Below are 18,340 nucleotides of genomic sequence, written 5' to 3' on the forward strand. Positions count from 1 at the left end.
TAAACAACCCCCGTGTCCACGAACCGGGGGTAGGCCCCGTTGATGGGACGACCAGCTGGATGGCTGAAGGAACTCACGGGCCGGTCGGCGATGATCTCGCCAGGCGCCCCGAAGACGCGCCGCAGCATCGAACGCAGGTTCTGGAAAGAGATAGCGACGGGACGCTCCTCGGAGGACGCAGCCGGGAAGGTGGGCGTGTCTGCAGCCGTCGGGGCACGCTGGTTCCGACAAGGTGGCGGCATGAGGACGATCGAACTCACCGAGCCTGGCGGACGTTATCTGTCGTTTCCTGAGCGGGAGGAGATCGCTGTCCTGCACGCTCAGCAGGTGGGCGTGCGCGAGATCGCGCGCAGGATCAACCGCGACCCGGCCACGATCTCGCGCGAGCTGCGTCGAAACGCCGCTACCCGCGGCGGGAAGCTGGAGTACCGGGCCTCGGTCGCGCAGTGGAAGGCGGAGCTGATGGCGCGGAGGCCGAAGACCGCGAAGCTGGTCGCGAACCCGAAACTACGGAACTACGTGCAGGACCGGCTCAGCGGCGATGTGTGCCATCCAGATGGGTCGATCGTGGCCGGGCCGGACGTACCGGCGTGGAAGGGCAGGTCGAAGCCACGCCGGGCCGACCGGCGGTGGGTCACGGCGTGGAGTCCGGAGCAGATCTCACACCGGCTTGAGATCGACTACCCCGAGGATGAGTCCATGCGTATCAGTCACGAGGCGATCTACCAGTCCCTGTTCATCGAGGGCCGGGGCGCGCTCAAGCGAGAACTGGTCGCCTGCCTGCGCACCGGCCGATCTCTGCGGGCGCCCCGAGCCCGGTCGAAGAACAAGCCTCAAGGGCACGTGACCGAGGATGTGGTCCTCAGTGAACGCCCCGCCGAAGCCGCTGACCGCGCCGTGCCAGGACACTGGGAAGGTGACCGGATCATCGGCACGAACCGGTCCGCGATCGGTACCGTCATTGAGCGCAAGAGCCGAGCCACGTTGCTGGTGCACCTGCCTCGGCTGGACGGCTACGGGCAGACACCGCGGGTCAAGAACGGTCCCGCCCTGGCCGGCTACGGCGCTGTGGCGATGAACGCTGCTTTGACTGCCTCGATGACGACCCTGCCGCAGCAGTTGCGCAAGACGCTGACCTGGGACCGCGGCAAGGAGCTGTCTGGGCATGCGCAGTTCACTGTGGAGACGGGCACGAAGGTGTTCTTCGCCGATCCCCACTCGCCGTGGCAGAGGCCCACGAACGAGAACACGAACGGGCTGCTACGTCAGTACTTCCCGAAGGGTACCGATCTCTCACGCTGGACTGTGCAGGACCTCGAAGCGGTCGCGCTGGCAGTCAACAATCGTCCCCGGAAGGTCCTCGGCTGGAAGTCTCCAGCTGAGGTGTTCGCCGAGCAGCTACAGTCACTCGAGCAAGAGGGTGTTGCATCCACCGATTGAATCCACCCTTCAGCCATCCAGCTGGTCGTCCCATCAACACCCTCCTCGACCTGAGGTGTTGCGTCCACCAGTTGAATCCACCCAATATTTTTCTCTCGCCTACTCCGACGCTCTCACGACTGCTGGCGTGAAGGCGTCAGTCGGAACCGCGAGAGGTAGCTACGATAATGCGCTGGCTGACGCGGTGGATGGTCTCTACAAGACCGAGCTCATCTACTCAAGGCGCGTCTGGGGCTCAGTCTCGGACGTGGAGATCGCGACGATGGCCTGGGCCCACTGGTGGAGCACACGCCGGATCCACGAAGTTCTCGGCTACCGCACCCCGGCCGAGGTCGAAGCGACCTACACTCACCCCGCGGCGACCGCGCCCGCGACCGTCTAACCACGGAACGAAACCCAGGGCGCTTCAGCTACGGATGTCTCACCGCGGCCTGCTCGTGATCACTGATGTGAGCGGTCTCGACTTGGAAGGTCGAGTGGTGCACGGCGATGTCGAAGTGGCTGGCGACGCATTCCTTGATGTCGTGGAGCACGTCGGCGGCATGGCCGTCGGTGAAGCATTCGTCCTCCACGACGATGTGCGCGGTGATCGTGGGTAGCCCCGTGGCGACCGTGGAGGCGTGCACGTCGTGGACGTCGGTGACGTGCTCCAGCTCCAGGATGTGCTGGCGGACCTGGTCAAGGTCGAGCCCTTTCGGGGTGAACTCCATGAGCACAGCCGTGGTCTCGCGCATGAGAGTGAAGGCACGCGGGACGATGAGGGCGGCGATGAACAATCCTGCGATGGCGTCGGCCTGCTGAAAGCCTGTGGTGGCGATCACGATCGCCGCGACGATCACACCGAGAGACCCCAAAGCGTCGTTGAGGACTTCGAGGAACGCCGCGCGCATGTTGAAGTTCGCGCCCCTACTGGAGGACAGGACGGCGATGGCGACGATGTTCGCGAGCAGGCCGACGATGCCGAAGATCAGCAGCTCGGTGGCGGGCACCTCCGGCGGCTCGAACAAGCGGCGGATGCCTTCGATCGCGGCGTAGGTGCCGACCACGAGCAGCAGGGTCGCCTGCCCCAGTGCGGCGATGACCTCGATCCGGCGGAAGCCCCACGTGCGCCGTGAGGTGGTGGGCTTGAGCATCAACGTGGCGGCGATGAGCGCGACGAGCAGGCCCGAGGCGTCAGTGATCGCATGCGCGGTGTCCGTCAGCAGTGCGAGGCTCCCGGTGAGGATCGAACCCGCAGCCTGGGCCACGACGATAGTCGCGGTGATGCCGAAGGCGATCCACAGTCGCGCACGGAAGTCGCCGGGGTGTCCTCCCACCTCCTCGACTGCGGGCCCGTGACTGTGTCCAGTACTCATCTGGCACCCACTCCCGGAGTGAAGGCGAGAATGATTGTCATGCTGCTCGATGTCATCGTCATACAGCGATGTTACATAGACAACCCAACCATGCGCAACGTGCTCGACTTGGTGAACAGTCGTGACTATTATTGCCGAATGGCGATGACATCCCTGGAGGACCAGGTGCGGATGCACGGCATCGACCCCGGAGCCGTCACGGCGGATGCGATGATGCCGGCGGCGAGCCTTTTCCATAGCTTCAGCGACCCGAACCGGCTGATCATCCTCCATCATTTGCAGCTCGGTGAGCACCGCGTGGTTGACCTCACCCAGCACTTGGGTCTGTCGCAGAGCACGGTCTCGAAGCATCTGATATGTCTACGCGACACCGGTATGGTCACCGTCCGCCCCGAGGGGCGCGCCTCGGTCTATTCCCTCGCGCACTCGGAGGCGCTGATCGATCTGCTCTCCGCGGCCGAGAGGCTTCTCGGACTCACCGGCGACGGCGTGATTCTGTGCACGCTACACGGCTCGGATATCGTTTCGCCGCGCTCGTAGTCGGTACGCACGCGATCTGCCAAGCCGACGAGACCCCTGCTGTCGGCATGGCCTTTCGGCATCCCCGGGCCGAAGTGGGAGAACCACGGCATGAAGTGGAGGCGGCGACCATGTGGCGCTCTTCGAAAGGCGATCGGAGGCGCCCGGCGCCGAGGCGACGTCGTGGGACTGCGCATAGTCGGGCGCAGCCCCGCTCTCGTCGCGGCGGCCGTCACGTTCGGCGCTCTCCGCGCCCGCAGCGATGCTCGTGCCAGTGAGAGTAGACCCGTTGGGACGGGACTGATGTCAGCTGGGGTTAGGTCGCCAGGCTGACGGTCGGGTTCATGATGGTCTCGTACTCGATGGGGGGTGTCCCTATGTTCCGAGTCAAGCCGCGAGGGCGGCTGGCTCGGGTGTCGGGGCGTTGGTGGGTGGCTGGTAGTAGGTGCCGTCGCGGAGCATGGCGAAGATGACGTTGCAGCGGCGGCGTGCCAGGCAGATCACGGCGGCGTTGTGGCGCTTGCCCTGGGCTCGTTTCCGATCGTAGTAAGCCTTGGAGATCGGGTCGTGGTTCGAGGCGACCCAGGCGGAGTAGAACAGTGCGTTCTTCAGTCGTTTGTTGCCTGATCGAGCGGGAAACTCCCCGCGGATCGAGGTTCCGGATCTTCGCGTGACCGGCGCGATGCCGGCATAGGCCGCGAGGTGGCCCGGGGTCTCGAACGCGGAACCGTCGCCAATGTTCAAGAGGATCTGAGCGGCGGTCTTGATGCCGATCCCCGGCATACTCATCAAGACCGAGGCGAGAGGGAAGTCCTCCAACATGCCCTCGACCTCCCTGGCCACGGTCGCTCGCTGTTCCTTGAGTTCCTTGACCTGACCAGCGACTCTGGGGATCACGAGCTCCACTGCTGCGGTCGCAGGAACGATGACGGTCTGCTCTCCGAGCGCCGTGAAGATCTGATCGACCAGTGCTTCGGGACTCCGGCGGGAATGGGACCGGGCGAACCGGAGAACCTTGCCACGGCCAGCAGTCTTGAGCCCGGTGGGGCCGCCGAACTTCTCCAGCAGATCCAGCACCAGTGTCGTGGAAAAGCTGCCACCGACGAAGACGCGCTCGAGTGCGGGATGGATCTGCGTGAGCAGCGACCGGATCCGATTCAGCGCCCTCGTGGTCTCGTGCGCGAGGTCTTCATCGAAGCCGGCCAGGACTTTCAGGGCGGAGAGGATCTCGTTGTCTCGATCGACCTGCCGCAACGTGTGAGGCATAGTCCGAGCGGTGTCGGCGATGATGAACGCGTCGCGTGCATCGGTCTTTGACCTGCCGGGATACAGATCCGCGGCTTTCCTCATCGCCAACCCGGCGAGGTAGGCGACGGTGCAGCCAGTGTCTCGGGCGACGGCGATCGGTAGCGTCCCGATGGTGTTGGGCTGATCGACCACCATCAACACTTCGCCGTGGTTCTGCAGCTGAGTGAACAGCTCGCGGAGCTTGGTCTCGTCCTGCGGGAGGGGCTTATCGAACAGCTTGTTCCCCTCCGGGTCGAGCGCGCACGCGTGGTGAGCGGTCTTCCCGACGTCCAGGCCGACGACGACCGCGAATCGTGTGTTCATGATGCTGTCCTTCCTTGGAGCATCATCGCTGGTCGCAGTCCTGACACCCGATGCCGGCACCCACGTTACAAAGAGACCTCAGCAGTGCTGGGCCGTGTCCCTATCAGCGGTCAACGCGTGTCTCTCGACCGGGCGGCAACACCCCCCGGACCATTGATGGCAGGGCAACATAGCCATACCCGGCCGAGCGACCAGACCCCGTCCATCGGGGTGCTCACAAGGTAACGGGCTTGCAGCGGTGCCGCAGGCACTACGCCGCGAACCTCGTGGCCGTGGCGCCGAAGAGCATGTGGTCGGCGGTGAAAGCGATGCTGCACGGCGTCTATGACCAGCCCGACGCCGCAATGGTGAACGCCCAGTTCGACCGACTGCTGGACTATGTCAGCGAGAAGCTTTCGGCCGTGGCAGAGCGCCTCGACGCGGCCCGCGCGGACCTCCTCGCGTTCACAGTGTTCCCCAAGGACGTGTGGGGCCAGATCTGGTCGAACAACCCCACCGAACGGCTGAACAAGGAGATCCGCCGCCGCACGGACTCTGTCGGCATCTTCCCCACCCGCGAGGCGATCGTCCGTCTTGTCGGCGCGGTCCTGGCCGAACAGGCCGACGAGTGGGCCGAAGGACCCCGCTATCTCGGCCTCGACGTTCTCACTCGCTGCCGCCTCACTCTCGTCCCTGACACCAGCACCGAGGAGGTCACCACTAACCCCCTGCCCGCACTGACCGCCTGCCCTCTCAGCAAAGGATCGCTACACCACTTCCAGGGACTTGACCCGGCGGGTCCATAGTTGCACGGAGTTGGACGCGCTCGTCCGCGCTGAGGACACCAGGTGTGCGCTGGTCGGCACCGCCACCTTCATCAGGGCAAGAGCCCATTGGCTGCGCCTTCGCTGGATCGAACGCCGCGCCGCGATCGCCGGAGGCGTCTTCGCTGCATGCTTCCCGTTGCGTTGCCCGCGCCATGAACAGCCGCGATGGAGGCGCTGGACTTCCGCGTCTTCACCACCCGCAGAACCACGAGCGACGTGCAGCCCGTCGTCGAAGGGGACTGCACGTCGCTCAGCGCTGTTGGGGTCAGCGGAAGGTGATGAAGGTGGGGTTGCCCCAGATCGTGCGCTCGGTGACGGCGCCGGGGGATCGACCCGCATCGACGACCTTGTCGCCGCCTGCGTAGATTCCCATGTGGCCGGGCCACACGACGATGTCGCCTGGCTGGGCCTCGGACTTGGAGATCTGGGTCGCCGCGGCGACCTGCTGGCCGGAGGTGCGGGGGAGGTCGATGCCGACCTGCTTGTAGGCGTACTGGGTCAGGCCGGAGCAGTCGAAGCTCACGCCCGGCTTGCTCGAGCCCCAGGAGTAGGAGGCGCCGATCTGGGTGCGCGCGGCGTCGACGATCGCCTCACCACTGCTGGAGGACGAGGATGCGCCCTGGGTCGGGACGGAGGTGCCTGCGCCGCCGACGGACGCGCCGCCATTGAGTGAGCCGCGGGTTTCGGGGCCTACGACGCCGTCGACCTGGAGGCCGTTGTCTCGCTGGTAGTCCTTCACCGCGCCGTGGGTGAGCTTCCCGAACTTGCCGTCCACAGCAAGCGAGGCGCCCTCCTTGTTCAGCGCGGACTGGAGCTTCTCGACCGAAGATCCCTGGGAGCCCCAGCGGAGCTTCTTCGAGGAATGGAGCGCCTTGGCCGGGGTCGGGGCGGCGGGCGCAGCAGCCGGCGAGGCCACGGCGGGGGTGGACGCGGGGACAGCAGGGGCTGCCTGGGCGGTGCCGCCAGCGAAGGCGGAGCCGAGCAGCACGGTGCCGAGGACGGCCGCGCCTCCGGTGCCACGCAGGGCGCGTCCGCTGTGGCGGAGGGGGGTGATTGCGCGGCCAGGCGCGCGGTGGGAATTGCTCGTGGCCATGAATGTTCTCCGTGATGATCCCCGAAGTGTTCGGGGAGATTCGGGCATTGGGTCGCGGCAACGCAAAAGCAGTGCAAGTATCGGGAAGAAACTCTCGTACCTCGTAACCGGTAAGACCAACATACCGACGGGCGCGGGCTTGGGGAACACTCGAGGGAGACCTTGGCTGATGACTTCACCAGTTCTTGAACCGAGGACGCATCGGCCCGAGTCTCCATACGTTCTCTTTACTTGAGTCCGGCGTCTCGGTGGTGTGTGTGTCACGTCGGTCGTCCGACGCCCGGGCTCTGTACTGCGAAACGTTCTCGGCAGGTGGCGCCAAAGGCTCCGCGGGGTTCACACGGCTGGCTGGAACGTGGCGATGGAGCCTTGCAGGTGATCCATCCAGGTGGCCCACGTCCCGGTGAGAAGAAGGAGTCCGATGGTGATCAACAGCGCGCCGGAGAGAATCCCGAGGAGTCGTCGGTGTCGCGAAAGGGCCCTGCTCACGCCCATCGCCTTGTCGAGAAGGAGGGCGCTGATCACGAAGGGGATGCCTAGGCCAAGGGAGTACGCGAGAGCTAGGACGGCACCGCGTGTCGCTCCGGAGCCCTCTGCTCCTGAGTCGAGGGAGAGGGCGATGATCGCGGCGTACGTGGGGCCGATGCACGGGGTCCAGCTGAGCCCGAAGACGAACCCGAGCAGCGGGGCGCCCAGGAGGCCTGCGTCGGGCCGTCTCTTCGTGACCCGGATGTTCCCTGAAAACCGAGGCAGGGCACCCATGAAAATGATTCCCATGAAGATGACGATGAGGCCGGCGATGCGGTTGATCCATTCGGCGTGAGCTTGAAGCAGGTATCCCATCGCCCCGGCGAATCCGCCGAGAGCCATGAAAACTACTGTGAATCCCGCAACAAATAGAGCGCTGCCTCCCAGCATTCGTCCAGTTCCCGCTCGGTAAGCCTCACCTCGAGCGGTTTTCCGGCCAGTACCTGGATCCTTGCGGGGTGATGCAGATATCCCCGTGTTCTGGCCCGCGAGCCCGGAGACGTAGCCGAGGTAGCCGGGCACGATCGGCAGCACGCACGGTGAGAGGAACGCGATCAGTCCCGCGATCGCCGCCACCGCGACTGCCAGCATGAGAGAGCCCGACAGGGCGATCGACTGGAAGGTCTCAGCGAGTCCGCCCCCGCTCACTCGGCAGCCTCTTCGAGAACGCCGTCGAGCATCGCACGCAGGATCGAGGGATCGATCGCTCCGGAGATCCGGCCAGCGACCCGTCCATCGTGATCGAGGACGAGGGTCGTGGGGACGGCATTGGGTGCGACATGTCCACGAAGCTGGTACAGGATCTCGGACTGCTGATCGGGGATTGAGGGGTAGGTGATGCCGTAGTTCTCCTCGAAGGCCTGGGCGGGCCCCGCCTCGTCGCGGAGGTTGATGCCGATGAATACGACGCCCTGGTCGGTGTACTCCTCATGGATGGCTTGGAGGTCAGGTGCCTCGGCCCGGCACGGTGGGCAGGAGGCATACCATACGTTCACCACGAGCACGTTGCCGAGGTGCTCGATCGAGTCGAACTCGTCGCCGTCGTAGGTGGTCCCGGAGAACTCCACTGGCTCCGTACGGTCGGCGGGAGCGATCTCTGTGGTGACACCGTTGCCGGAGACGTATCCGGAGTTCTCGGAGTCGTAGCGGTCGCTGGTGTCCTCGCTGCTGCAGGCCGTGGCCAGGCCGATGGCTGCAGCGAGCCCTGTGGCATGGAGCAGCTGCCGCCGAGAGCGGGAGCGCATGGACGTACTCCTTCCGGTCGAGGGGGACGGACAGATGAGTGGGGAGGGGTCAGAGCACCGTGGACCAGTAGTCCCAGAATCTCATTGCGATGAGAGACAAGATCACGAGGTACCAGGCCACGAGCACCGGGAGCCGGAACTCGATCAGTAGCGAAACGGTTCGACGCGTGACGGGTGCGGCCCCGCGGGTCCAGCGGCGCAGGTGGTGGAGGGTGGTGAACCAGAACAGGGGGATCGTCACCGCCCACACGACCATGCAGTAGGGGCATAGCGCCCCGATCTCGTACAGGCTCTGGCCGATCAGCCAATGCACGAACAGCATCGCGAACGTGACACCGACCTGAATGACCACGCTCATCCAGCGCGCCATGCGGGCACCAGCCAGGAAAGCTGTGCCTAGGGCCAAGACGGCGGAGAATCCGGCGATGCCGAGGATCGGATTGGGAATGCCGAAGGCCGAGGCCTGAGGGGTGGACATCACTGATCCGCAGGACAGGACCGGGTTGAGGCTGCAGGAGGGGACGTAGGCGGGGTCCTCGATCAGCGCGATCTTCTCGACCAGCAGCACGACGGCCATCACCAGGCCTATTCCCCCGGTGATCGTGAACAACAGGCCGAGACCGAGGCGCGGCCGAGTTTCTGCATCGGTCACGATGTCCCCCCGTGACGCCTCTCCGGCGCCAGACGCGGTCGACACCGCCTCAGCCCTCGAGAGCGGTATCGAGAGGGTTCGTGAGGTCCTCGACACGGGTGGGCTCCAGCGGCTTCCCGTCGACGAAGAACGTGGGGGTGCCGGTCACGCCGAGAGCCTCGGCGTCCGCGGCGCTCTGTTCAATGCGCTGGGTCGTGGCGGGGTCGTCGTAGACCTGCTCGAACCGCTCCATGTCCAGCCCGATCTCCTCCGCGTAGGAGAAGAAGAGTTCACGCTGGGACGTCTCCTGGTGTCCCCACTCGGTAGCATTGTCGAACAGGGCCTTGTACATCGCCTCGAACTCGCCCTGCTCCTTCGCAGCCTCCGCGGCCTGGGCAGCCTCGACAGAGTTTCCATGCAGTGGCAGGTACCGCACCACAAAGGTGACACGGTCTCCATACTCGGCGCGGAGCTCCTCGACGGTGGGGTACAGGGAAAGGCATGCTTCGCACTCGAAATCGAGGTACTCCACGAAGACGACGTCGCTGCTTCCCTCCGAGAGTCGGGGGCTGTCCTCTCGAACGAGCTGAGAGGTCGGTGCATCCGACGCGTCTTCATCCGCTGTCGTGTCGCGCCCGGTGTCGGGGACGATGAGGAATCCCGCGAGCATCAGCGCCGCGACGGCAAGCAGTCCGATGGTCAGTTTTGTGCTGCGGCGCATTCGGCGGCCTCTCGGGTGGGGGGCGTCTCGCGGTTATCCTGCCCGGCGCGGCTGGGTGTCCCCTGCGAGTGCACTCCCTCGGCCCGCGCGGCGCGCATGCCGTTCGCGATGACGACCACCTCGGCCACCTCGTGCACAAGCACCACGGCAGCGAGTCCCAGCACTCCGAAGAGGGCCAGCGGGAACAGCACCACGATGATCGCCAGCGCGAGGCCGATGTTCCCCGTCATGATGCGACGTCCCCGACGAGCATGGGCCAAGGCTGCGGGGAGCTGGCGCAGGTCCGTGCCGGTGAACGCGACGTCGGCCGACTCCACCGCAGCGGCCGTCCCGGTCACTCCCATGGCGATGCCGACGCTTGCTGAAGCGAGCGCGGGAGCATCGTTGATGCCGTCGCCGATCATCGCGGTTGGGCTCTGTGCGGTCAGATGGCGGATATGGGAGGCCTTATCGGTGGGCAGCTGCTCTGCGTGGACCTCGTCGATCCCGGCTTCTGCGGCGATCGCCCGGGCCGTCAGCTCATTGTCGCCGGTGAGCATCACGGTGCGGATCCCCTGGGCGTGCAGGGCGGCAACGGCCTCGGCCGCATCAGCGCGCAACTCGTCGCGGATCCCGATCGCGCCGATCACCTGGGAGTCCTCCTCGACCATGACCACGCTCATGCCCTGGGAGGCCATGTCTCGAGTCTGGTCCCCGAGAGCACCTGGGGTGATCCAGCGAGGACTTCCCGCGCGCACCACGCCTCCCCGGATCGTGCCGGTGATGCCGTGACCGGGAATCTCCTGGACGTCGTCGGCCTGCACCGACGAACCGGAAGCGGCAGTGAGGATTGCGGTGGCCAGCGGGTGGGTGCTGACGGACTCAAGTGCCGCGGCGATTGCGAGAACATCAAGATCGCTGTGCCCCTCGGTGACGGCGACATCCACTACGCACGGCTGGTTGCGGGTGAGGGTGCCTGTCTTGTCCAGGGCCACGGTGCGGATCGTGCCGAGCTGCTCGAAAGCGGCGCCGGACTTGATGACCACACCGAGCTTGCTGGCAGAGCCGATCGAGGAAATGACGGTCACCGGGACGGCGATCGCGAGAGCGCAGGGAGAAGCGGCCACCAGCACCACCAGAGCGCGTTCGACCCAGGTCATCGGATCACCTGTGACGACGCCGACGAGGGCGACGAGCACGGCGACCACGAGCACCGTGGGAACCAGGGGCCGAGCGATGCGGTCGGCGAGGCGTGCCCGCTCGCCCTTGGCGGCGTGGGCCTGGTCGACCAGGCGCACGATCTGGGTGAGGGAGTTGTCGCGTCCGTCTGCCGTGGCCCGTAGCGAGATCGAGCCGGAGCCGTTCACGGAGCCGGCATGAACTTCATCCCCGGGCCCCACCTCGACGGGGATGGATTCCCCAGTGATCGCCGAGGTGTCCACCCATGAGCGACCGGTCTCGACAACGCCGTCAGTGGCCACGCGATCGCCGGCACCCAGCAGGAGCACATCCCCGGCGCTGACCTCTGCGGCGGGAACGGTCCGAGGCCCGTCGGGCCGCCGGACCCGGGCGGTCTCCGGCATCAGGGCGAGCAACGCGCGGAGACCCTGCTTCGCACGGTCCATCGAACGGTCCTCGAGCGCCTCGGCCAGGGAGAACAGGAACGCGAGAGCCGCCGCCTCACCGACGTGACCGAGCAGCACAGCCCCGCTTGCAGCGATCGCCATCAGCAGACCCACACCAAGCCGGCCCCGGCCGCGACCCTGCACAAGGCGCCGCAACGTGCCGGGCACGAACGTCCAGGCCCCGGCAAGGAGGGCCAGGACATGCACGACCAGGGCCGCCAGCTCGAAGTTCGCCCAGTCGATTAGCAGACCGGCGACCCACAGGACCCCGGCAGTAACGGGAAGCAGAAGGGAGCGGTCGCGCCACCAAGGCGTCGAACGCTCTACCTCAAGCGGCTCGCCGATTGGTGCCGGGGCAGTGCTCCCACAGCACGCATCCCCGTCCTCCGCTGGTTGCGACGCCGTTGCGGGGCCGCAGCAGGGTTCCCCATCGGGGGCCGGAGGTGGTGAGAAAGCAAGCGGAGTCCGGGTAGTAGCAGCGGGACGGGAGTTGAGTCCCGCATAGTGGTGTAACGCGGTGGCCCCGTGATCGTCTCGGACGTGGGCGCGGCCACCGTGTGATCCTTCGAGTGAACCTTCCACAGCACTCTCGAACGGAGTCATCACGATGACCGCACCCCATATTGTCGACCCTTCCGGCCTGCTTGGTGAAGCCCTGGCCGAGGCGTCCCCGGATCTGATGCGCAGCCTGCTCCAGGACGTGATCAATACCCTGCTCTCCGCGGACGCTGATGCCGTTGCCGGCGCGGAGTACGGCCGCCCCAGCAACGGCCGGGTCGCGCAGCGCAACGGCTACCGCCACCGCGACCTCGACACCCGAGTTGGCACGATCGACGTCGCAGTCCCCAAGCTCCGCACCGGCACCTACTTCCCCGAGTGGCTGCTCGAGCGGCGCAAGCGCGCCGAGTCCGCGCTGATCACGGTCGTTGCAGACTGCTACCTCGCCGGCGTCTCCACCCGCCGCATGGACAAGCTCGTGAAGACTCTCGGCATCAACTCGCTCTCGAAGTCGCAGGTCAGCAGGATGGCGGAGTCGTTGGACGAGCACGTCGAGCAGTTCCGCCACCGCCCCCTGGACGAGGCCGGGCCGTTCACGTTCGTCTCCGCCGACGCCCTGACCATGAAAGTGCGTGAGGGCGGGCGCGTGACCAACGCTGTCTCCTGCTCGCCACCGGCGTCAACGGAGACGGGCACCGCGAGGTCCTGGGAATGAGGGTCGCGACCAGCGAGACCGGAGCGGCCTGGAACAGCTTCTTCGCTGACCTCGTCGCTCGCGGCCTCGCCGGAGTCCGCCTGGTCACCAGCGACGCGCACGCCGGCCTAGTCGAGGCGATCGCTGCGCACCTGCCTGGCGCGGCCTGGCAGCGGTGCCGCACCCACTACGCCGCGAACCTCATGGCCGTGACGCCGAAGAGCATGTGGCCGGCGGTCAAGGCGATGCTGCACAGCGTCTATGACCAGCCCGACGCAGCAGCGGTGAACGGCCAGTTCGAGCGGCTGCTGGACTACGTCAGCGAGAAGCTCCCGGCCGTGGCCGACCACCTCGACGCGGCCCGCGCCGATCTCCTCGCGTTCACGGCGTTCCCGAAAGACGTGTGGGTCCAGATCTGGTCGAACAACCCCACCGAACGGCTGAACAAGGAGATCCGCCGCCGCACCGACTCCGTGGGGATCTTCCCGACCCGCGAAGCGATCGTCCGCCTCGTCGGCGCGGTCCTAGCCGAACAGACCGACGAGTGGCTTGAGGGACGCCGTTACCTCGGCCTCGACGTCCTCGCCCGCTGCCGCCTCAGCCTCGTCCCCGACACCAGCACCGAGGAGGTCACCACAAGCTCCCTGCCCGCCCTCACCGCCTGACCAATCAGCGAAGGATCGCTACACCACTTCCAGGGACTTGACCGGGACGGGCGGGGCCGCAGCACTCATCGCTCATCTGGCGATCTCCTCAGCGGCGGGGATAGGGGAGTTGCAGCACAGAGGGACGTCACAGTCCGAGTCGGTGCAAGGGGCGCCGTCGTCGACGGCGAGCACGGTCTCGACCAGCGCGGAAAGCGCCCGGGAGAGGTGCCCATCGGCGATCTCGTAGCGGGTGCGCCGACCCTCAGGTGTCGCCACCACGATCCCGCATCCACGCAGGCAGGAGAGGTGATTGGAGACGTTCGTGCGGCTCAGCGACAGCTCATCGGCGAGGGCTGCTGGATAGCTCGGACGATCGAGAAGAGAGAGCAGGATGCGCGATCTCGTGGGGTCGGCCATGGCGCGGCCAAGCCGATTCATCACATCGAGCTGCGTAGCTATAGTCAGCATGCGGTGACCATACAGTGTGCAGTGACCAGTCAGCAAGCGATGACCAGTATTGGCGACCTCTCTCCCCGCCGCCGCAGTTCTCATGTAGATGGCCGTGTTGCTGCAGCCCTCTAGCTTGGCCGGGCGATTCTCAGGATGAGCACGGTACACCGCGGCGGGTTACTCGCATGAATGATCGGATCTGGTGGAGTGGTCTAGTGCCCTTCCTTACCTTCGTGTCGGCCGGAGTGAGGTGACGTTCTGGAGTCGGAGGCTGTTGTGGACCACGAAGACGGAGGAGAGGGACATTGCAGCGGCAGCGATCAGGGGGTTCAGCAGACCGGCGGCGGCGATCGGGATGGCCGCGATGTTGTAGGCGAAGGCCCAGATCAGGTTGGTGCGGATGGTGCGGTGGGTGGCGCGGGCGAGGGTGATGGCGTCGGCGATCGAGTAGAGATCATCCCGGACGAGGATGATGTCGGCCGACTTCAGGGCGACGTCGGTGCCGGTGACGATCCCGAGCCCGAGGTCGGCGGCCGCGAGGGCGGGAGCGTCGTTGATGCCGTCGCCGACCATGGCGACCCGGTGCCCCTCGCCCTGGAGCTGCTCGATCACGGCGACCTTCTCCGTGGGGAGGACGCCGGCACGGACTTCCGGGATCCCGAGAGAGTCGGCGACCCGCTCGGCGGCTGCCGGAGTGTCTCCCGTCAGCAGTACAGTTCGCAGCCCGAGCTCGTGCAGCGCGGCGACGGCCTCCGCGGCGTCCTCCTTCATCACGTCGGAGAGCGTGATCACCCCGATCGCCTCCGTGCCCCGTGCGACCAGCGCGGTGGAGTGCCCTGCCCTTTCGGCATCTGCGACGGTCTGCGCCAGCGCTTCGCCGACGTGGGCGCCGAGCTCGCGCAGGAAGGCCCGGCTGCCGACAGCGATGCTCTCCCCGTCGATCGTGGCGCTAATCCCGTGGCCGGGGGAAACGATGTGATCGGTAGCTGTCGGGATGTCGGCGACCATGGTCGCGGCGCGGGTGCGGAGTGCTTCGGCGACGGCATGTTCGGAAGCCGCTTCGACGCCGGCAGCCAGGCGCATGAGCTGCTCTGCGGTGACCCCGTCTGCATGGATGCTGACGACGCGCGGGGCGCCGAGCGTGAGGGTTCCGGTCTTGTCCAGGACGACGGTGGTGACCTTGCCGCTGGCTTCCAGCGCGTCCTGTCCCTTGACCAGGACCCCAAGCAGCGCGCCGCGCCCGACGCCGACCATGAGCGCGGTAGGGGTGGCGAGGCCGAGGGCGCAGGGACAGGCGATGATCAGCACGCTGATCCCGTTGGTCACCGCAGTGGACACGTCAGCGCCGGCGAGGAGCCAGGCGAGTGCGACGAGCACGGTGAGGATGAGGACGACGGGGACGAACACGCGCACCACCGCGTCGACGAGGTGCTGGACCTGGGCCTTGCGGATCTGCGCTTGCTCTGCGATCGCGGCCATCTGCGCGAGCTGTGTGTGGGCACCCACTCGAGTCGCCTCGAGGGCGAGGATCCCGTCCGTGGAGACGGAGCCGCCGATGACCTCGTCGCCCGGACCGACCGTGCGGTGGAGGGATTCTCCGGTCATGGCGCCCGTGTCGAGGGAGGCGGTGCCCTCGATGACCCGGCCGTCGGCGGCGATCGTCTCGCCGGGGCGTACGAGCACGATGTCGCCGGTGCGGAGCTCCTCGACCGGCACCATCGTCTCGACCCCGTCTCGTCGGCGGCGGGCCTCTCGTGCCCCGAGGGCGGACAGCGCGCTGAGCACGTCGCCGGCGCGGCGCCGGCTGCGGGTCTCGAAGTAGCGGCCTGCGAGCTGGAAGGTCGTCAGTCCCGCGGCGACGTCGAGGTACAGGGCGTTGGCGCCGTCGGGGACCTCTCCGATGCCGAGCCACACGCCGTCGCTGGGCTCGATCCCGGCGATCATCGCGACGAGGGCCCAGCCGAACGAGGTGACGATGCCGAGGGAGACCAGGGTGTCCATGCTGACGGAGCGGTTCTGCAGGTTCCGCCAGGCGGCCCGGTGGAAGGGCCAGGCCGCCCACGTGACCACGGGGACCGCGAGGAGGACGCACAGCAGCTCCCAGCCGGGGAACCGCCACTGCTCCACGAGTGCGAGGGCGATGGTGAGGTCCATCAGCGGAACGGTGAGCAAAGCTGCGGTGATGAGCCTGCGCCGCAGGGTCACGATGCGATTCTCGTTGGCGCGGCGCGACCACTCGTCGTCCTGGTCGTCGTGCTCGGCCGCGTCGTAGCCGGCGCCGCGGATGACCTCGACCGCCTGAGCCGGGGAGGCGATGCCCGTGACGACGGCGCGCTCGGTGGCGTAGTTGACGGTGGCGCTGACGCCGTCGAGCTTGTTGAGCTTCCGCTCGATGCGGTTCGCGCACGCCGCGCAGGTCATCCCGGAGATGTCGAAGGTGTACCGCTCCTCCAGGGAGAGGGCTGGCGGGGCGGCCAGGGCGGTGGGGGTGTGGTTCATCGTGTGCGCTCCCTGTCCGAGAGTTTCTTGAGCATGTCGTTGTAGGCGTCGAACTCGGTGTCCAGGCCGCGGTCGAGGTGCCGATCCCGTCGGCGGGCCTCCTTGTCGTCCTGACGCGCCCATTGGATGCACAGTGCGACGATTGCGATGATCAGAGGGATCTCCCCGCCTGCCCAGGCCACCGCGCCTGCTGTCTGCTGGGAGCGCTCGAGGTCCGCCCAGGGCAGAGCCAGAGATCGGTAGTAGTTCTCTGCGAACAACGAAGGGGCCGAGATGATCGCGACGCCGAAGAAGGCGTGGAAGGGCATCGCAGCGAAGGTGTAGCCGAGCTTCCCGATGTGCGGCAGGGGCCGCGGGGGACGGTCCACGCCGATGATCAGGCTGTAGTACGCGTACCCCGTGGCCAGGAAGTGGAGGTTCATCAGCTGGTGTGCCCAGTGAACACTCATCATCGTCTCGAACAGGGGGGTGAAGTACAGGCCGTAGTAGGAGCCGATGAAGATAATGAACACGAACGCCGGGTGGTACAGGACGCGCAGCAGTCGCCAGTGCAGGATCTGCGTCACCCAGGAGTGCACGCCCGCCCGCCGTCGATCCACGCGCGCGGTACGCAGGACCAGAGTGATCACCCCGCCCTGGACCAGGAGGATCGGAGCGAGCATGGACAGGCTCATATGCACCACCATGTGCACGCCGAAGTCCGGGGCGGAGTACTTCCCGAACCCGGAGCTCGTGGCCGCGAGGACGACCAGCCAGCCGCCGCACCACAACAGCACGCGGCTGATCGGCCAGCTCGTGCCGCGCCGGCGCAGGGCGATCACCATCGCGAGATAGAACGCGATACCGGCGACCGCGAGGACGGCGAACAGCAGGTTGAGCCGCCACGTGCTCATCAGCGTCCCAAGGGTTGGCGCATCCGGGACTTCGAACCCCATGAACACCTGCGGGATGCTCGTGGGCACGAAGTACTGCGGCGGCGGAATGCGAGTCATCGCCGCACCGATCGCCACCCACATGATGATCAGCAGGGCCGGGACCGCCATCCTGTGCACGCTCCGGCGCTGCATGACCACGAGCGCCACTATGAGCGCGACCAGCAGCGCCAAACGCACTAGAGCGAGGACACCGGTCACTGAGCCCCAAGGGGTGGTGCCGGCGAGCTTGAACCACGTCACCACCAGCTCCGTCACAAGCACGACAGCCGCCCCCACCAAGCCCATGCGGGAAACGCGTCCCACTAACAGGGGCAGCCGTCCACCCTCGTCATGACGGATGACCTGCAATGCCGCAGTGACGAGGATCGGGCCCAGCAACACCCCACCCGCGATGACCTGAAGTGCACCAGCATCTCCACCGATGTCGTGGTCCGGGCCGACGAGGATCTGCCCCACCACCACCGGCGCCAATGCGCCGACGATTCCCGCCCACAGACCCGGCAGCAGCGTTGTCCAGCGTGTACCCCAGTAGGAGCACAGCCACAGGACCAGGGCCCCGACCAGTGTGACGGTCCATGCCCGGGGCATGTAGCCGAACATGTAGAGCGGCCCAAACGATCCCGGCTCCAAGAGACGGCCCATCCCGAGGCCGTTGGACTCGGGCGCCGAGACGATCACGTTCGCCGCCGCCAGTACGACCCACGCGCCCGAAGCCCAGGTAAGGAGGGTCAGGTCGGGGCCGAACCGCACACTGCTTGCCGAGCGGATAGAGCGCGGATGCAGAAACAGCACCGCGACGACGGCGCCCAGGGAGACCAGTGCTGCGAGATCGGCGGCGCCACGCAGACCTGCAGCTACCACGGCTGTCCCGAGCCCGGGGAACTCCCGGTGTATGTCCTCATAGACGGCCGGGCCGCTGAGCAGGTTCGCTGCCACCGCGGGTAGCGCCGCTAGGAGGAGCGAGCCCACCGCCAGGAGTACTACTCTCTGCTTCACCTCACCGAATCTACAAGATGTCGAGTACGCAGCACGAGATGGCCGCTCATGCTGTTGCTGACGTCTCCC

The 18,340-nt window shown here is 66.6% G+C and carries 14 protein-coding genes and 2 pseudogenes; 5 read left to right on the plus strand and 11 right to left on the minus strand.

What is annotated here, in order from left to right; all coding sequences use genetic code 11:
• The first annotated feature begins 42 nt into the window (after nucleotides 1–42).
• A complete protein-coding gene (locus Y09_RS07760; RefSeq protein ID WP_053917215.1) occupies nucleotides 43–1,440 on the plus strand; it encodes an IS30 family transposase in 1,398 nt (465 codons plus the stop codon).
• Between the two features lie 127 nt (nucleotides 1,441–1,567).
• A complete protein-coding gene (locus tag Y09_RS17505; protein WP_159419646.1) occupies nucleotides 1,568–1,822 on the plus strand; it encodes an integrase core domain-containing protein in 255 nt (84 codons plus the stop codon).
• A 28-nt stretch (nucleotides 1,823–1,850) separates the two neighbouring features.
• On the opposite strand, the gene Y09_RS07770 is transcribed toward Y09_RS17505, so the two are convergent.
• Nucleotides 1,851–2,795, minus strand: a complete 945-nt coding sequence (locus Y09_RS07770; RefSeq protein ID WP_010552432.1) for a cation diffusion facilitator family transporter — start codon at nucleotides 2,793–2,795, stop codon at nucleotides 1,851–1,853.
• A 39-nt stretch (nucleotides 2,796–2,834) separates the two neighbouring features.
• On the opposite strand from Y09_RS07770, the gene Y09_RS07775 reads away from it, so the two are divergent.
• Nucleotides 2,835–3,335, plus strand: a complete 501-nt coding sequence (locus Y09_RS07775; protein WP_306609787.1) for a metalloregulator ArsR/SmtB family transcription factor — start codon at nucleotides 2,835–2,837, stop codon at nucleotides 3,333–3,335.
• Nucleotides 3,336–3,701: 366 nt separating this feature from the next.
• Here the strand turns inward: Y09_RS07775 and Y09_RS07780 are convergent, their stop codons facing one another.
• A complete protein-coding gene (locus Y09_RS07780; RefSeq protein ID WP_053917217.1) occupies nucleotides 3,702–4,925 on the minus strand; it encodes an IS110 family transposase in 1,224 nt (407 codons plus the stop codon).
• 233 nt (nucleotides 4,926–5,158) lie between these two features.
• On the opposite strand from Y09_RS07780, the pseudogene Y09_RS07785 reads away from it, so the two are divergent.
• Nucleotides 5,159–5,710: pseudogene (locus Y09_RS07785) on the plus strand (transposase); the annotation flags it as partial.
• A gap of 286 nt (nucleotides 5,711–5,996) precedes the next feature.
• On the opposite strand, the gene Y09_RS07790 reads toward Y09_RS07785, so the two are convergent.
• The 6 genes from Y09_RS07790 to Y09_RS07815 form a co-directional block, all read right to left on the minus strand.
• Nucleotides 5,997–6,824 (minus strand): C40 family peptidase, encoded by an 828-nt coding sequence (locus Y09_RS07790; RefSeq protein ID WP_010552334.1) that lies wholly within the window; start codon nucleotides 6,822–6,824, stop codon nucleotides 5,997–5,999.
• 336 nt (nucleotides 6,825–7,160) lie between these two features.
• Nucleotides 7,161–8,000 carry a cytochrome c biogenesis CcdA family protein gene (locus tag Y09_RS07795; protein ID WP_029361016.1) on the minus strand — a complete coding sequence of 280 codons (840 nt, stop codon included), beginning with the start codon at nucleotides 7,998–8,000 and terminating at the stop codon, nucleotides 7,161–7,163.
• Nucleotides 7,997–8,596 (minus strand): TlpA disulfide reductase family protein, encoded by a 600-nt coding sequence (locus Y09_RS07800; RefSeq protein WP_053917218.1) that lies wholly within the window; start codon nucleotides 8,594–8,596, stop codon nucleotides 7,997–7,999. The genes Y09_RS07795 and Y09_RS07800 overlap by 4 nt, the downstream gene beginning before the upstream one ends.
• Before the next feature lie 49 nt (nucleotides 8,597–8,645).
• Nucleotides 8,646–9,248, minus strand: a complete 603-nt coding sequence (locus Y09_RS07805) for a vitamin K epoxide reductase family protein (RefSeq protein WP_234695667.1) — start codon at nucleotides 9,246–9,248, stop codon at nucleotides 8,646–8,648.
• Nucleotides 9,249–9,297: 49 nt separating this feature from the next.
• The gene (locus tag Y09_RS07810) at nucleotides 9,298–9,948 is read right to left on the minus strand and encodes a thioredoxin domain-containing protein (protein WP_010552338.1); all 651 of its coding nucleotides are present in this window, start codon (nucleotides 9,946–9,948) and stop codon (nucleotides 9,298–9,300) included.
• Nucleotides 9,927–11,759: a cation-translocating P-type ATPase gene (locus Y09_RS07815; protein WP_053917219.1), complete on the minus strand. Its 1,833-nt coding sequence runs from the start codon at nucleotides 11,757–11,759 to the stop codon at nucleotides 9,927–9,929. The genes Y09_RS07810 and Y09_RS07815 overlap by 22 nt, the downstream gene beginning before the upstream one ends.
• A 400-nt stretch (nucleotides 11,760–12,159) precedes the next feature.
• On the opposite strand from Y09_RS07815, the pseudogene Y09_RS07820 reads away from it, so the two are divergent.
• A pseudogene (locus Y09_RS07820) lies at nucleotides 12,160–13,409 on the plus strand (IS256 family transposase).
• Nucleotides 13,410–13,481: 72 nt separating this feature from the next.
• Here the strand turns inward: Y09_RS07820 and Y09_RS07825 are convergent.
• The 3 genes from Y09_RS07825 to Y09_RS07835 all read right to left on the minus strand — a co-directional run bounded on the left by Y09_RS07825 (nucleotide 13,482) and on the right by Y09_RS07835 (nucleotide 18,211).
• Nucleotides 13,482–13,859 (minus strand): helix-turn-helix transcriptional regulator, encoded by a 378-nt coding sequence (locus Y09_RS07825; RefSeq protein WP_053917220.1) that lies wholly within the window; start codon nucleotides 13,857–13,859, stop codon nucleotides 13,482–13,484.
• 207 nt (nucleotides 13,860–14,066) lie between these two features.
• Nucleotides 14,067–16,340, minus strand: coding sequence for a cation-translocating P-type ATPase (locus Y09_RS07830; RefSeq protein WP_082358694.1), 2,274 nt, complete (start codon nucleotides 16,338–16,340; stop codon nucleotides 14,067–14,069).
• Nucleotides 16,337–18,211, minus strand: coding sequence for a cytochrome c oxidase assembly protein (locus tag Y09_RS07835; RefSeq protein ID WP_234695668.1), 1,875 nt, complete (start codon nucleotides 18,209–18,211; stop codon nucleotides 16,337–16,339). Before Y09_RS07835 ends, Y09_RS07830 begins: the two co-directional genes overlap by 4 nt.
• Between the last annotated feature and the right edge of the window lie 129 nt (nucleotides 18,212–18,340).

It is taken from the genome of Brachybacterium sp. SW0106-09, from assembly GCF_001293905.1.
In the GTDB taxonomy this organism is placed as follows: Bacteria; Actinomycetota; Actinomycetes; order Actinomycetales; family Dermabacteraceae; genus Brachybacterium; species Brachybacterium conglomeratum.

Coding starts and splice junctions, on each gene's coding strand:
- Y09_RS07800 (WP_053917218.1), bottom strand. CDS start 8,596: ATGCGCTCCCGCTCTCGGCGGCAGCTGCTCCATGCCACAGGGCTCGCT.
- Y09_RS07770 (WP_010552432.1), bottom strand. CDS start 2,795: ATGAGTACTGGACACAGTCACGGGCCCGCAGTCGAGGAGGTGGGAGGA.
- Y09_RS07825 (WP_053917220.1), bottom strand. CDS start 13,859: ATGCTGACTATAGCTACGCAGCTCGATGTGATGAATCGGCTTGGCCGC.
- Y09_RS07775 (WP_306609787.1), top strand. CDS start 2,835: ATGCTGCTCGATGTCATCGTCATACAGCGATGTTACATAGACAACCCA.
- Y09_RS07760 (WP_053917215.1), top strand. CDS start 43: ATGGGACGACCAGCTGGATGGCTGAAGGAACTCACGGGCCGGTCGGCG.
- Y09_RS07780 (WP_053917217.1), bottom strand. CDS start 4,925: ATGAACACACGATTCGCGGTCGTCGTCGGCCTGGACGTCGGGAAGACC.
- Y09_RS07810 (WP_010552338.1), bottom strand. CDS start 9,948: ATGCGCCGCAGCACAAAACTGACCATCGGACTGCTTGCCGTCGCGGCG.
- Y09_RS07830 (WP_082358694.1), bottom strand. CDS start 16,340: ATGAACCACACCCCCACCGCCCTGGCCGCCCCGCCAGCCCTCTCCCTG.
- Y09_RS07790 (WP_010552334.1), bottom strand. CDS start 6,824: ATGGCCACGAGCAATTCCCACCGCGCGCCTGGCCGCGCAATCACCCCC.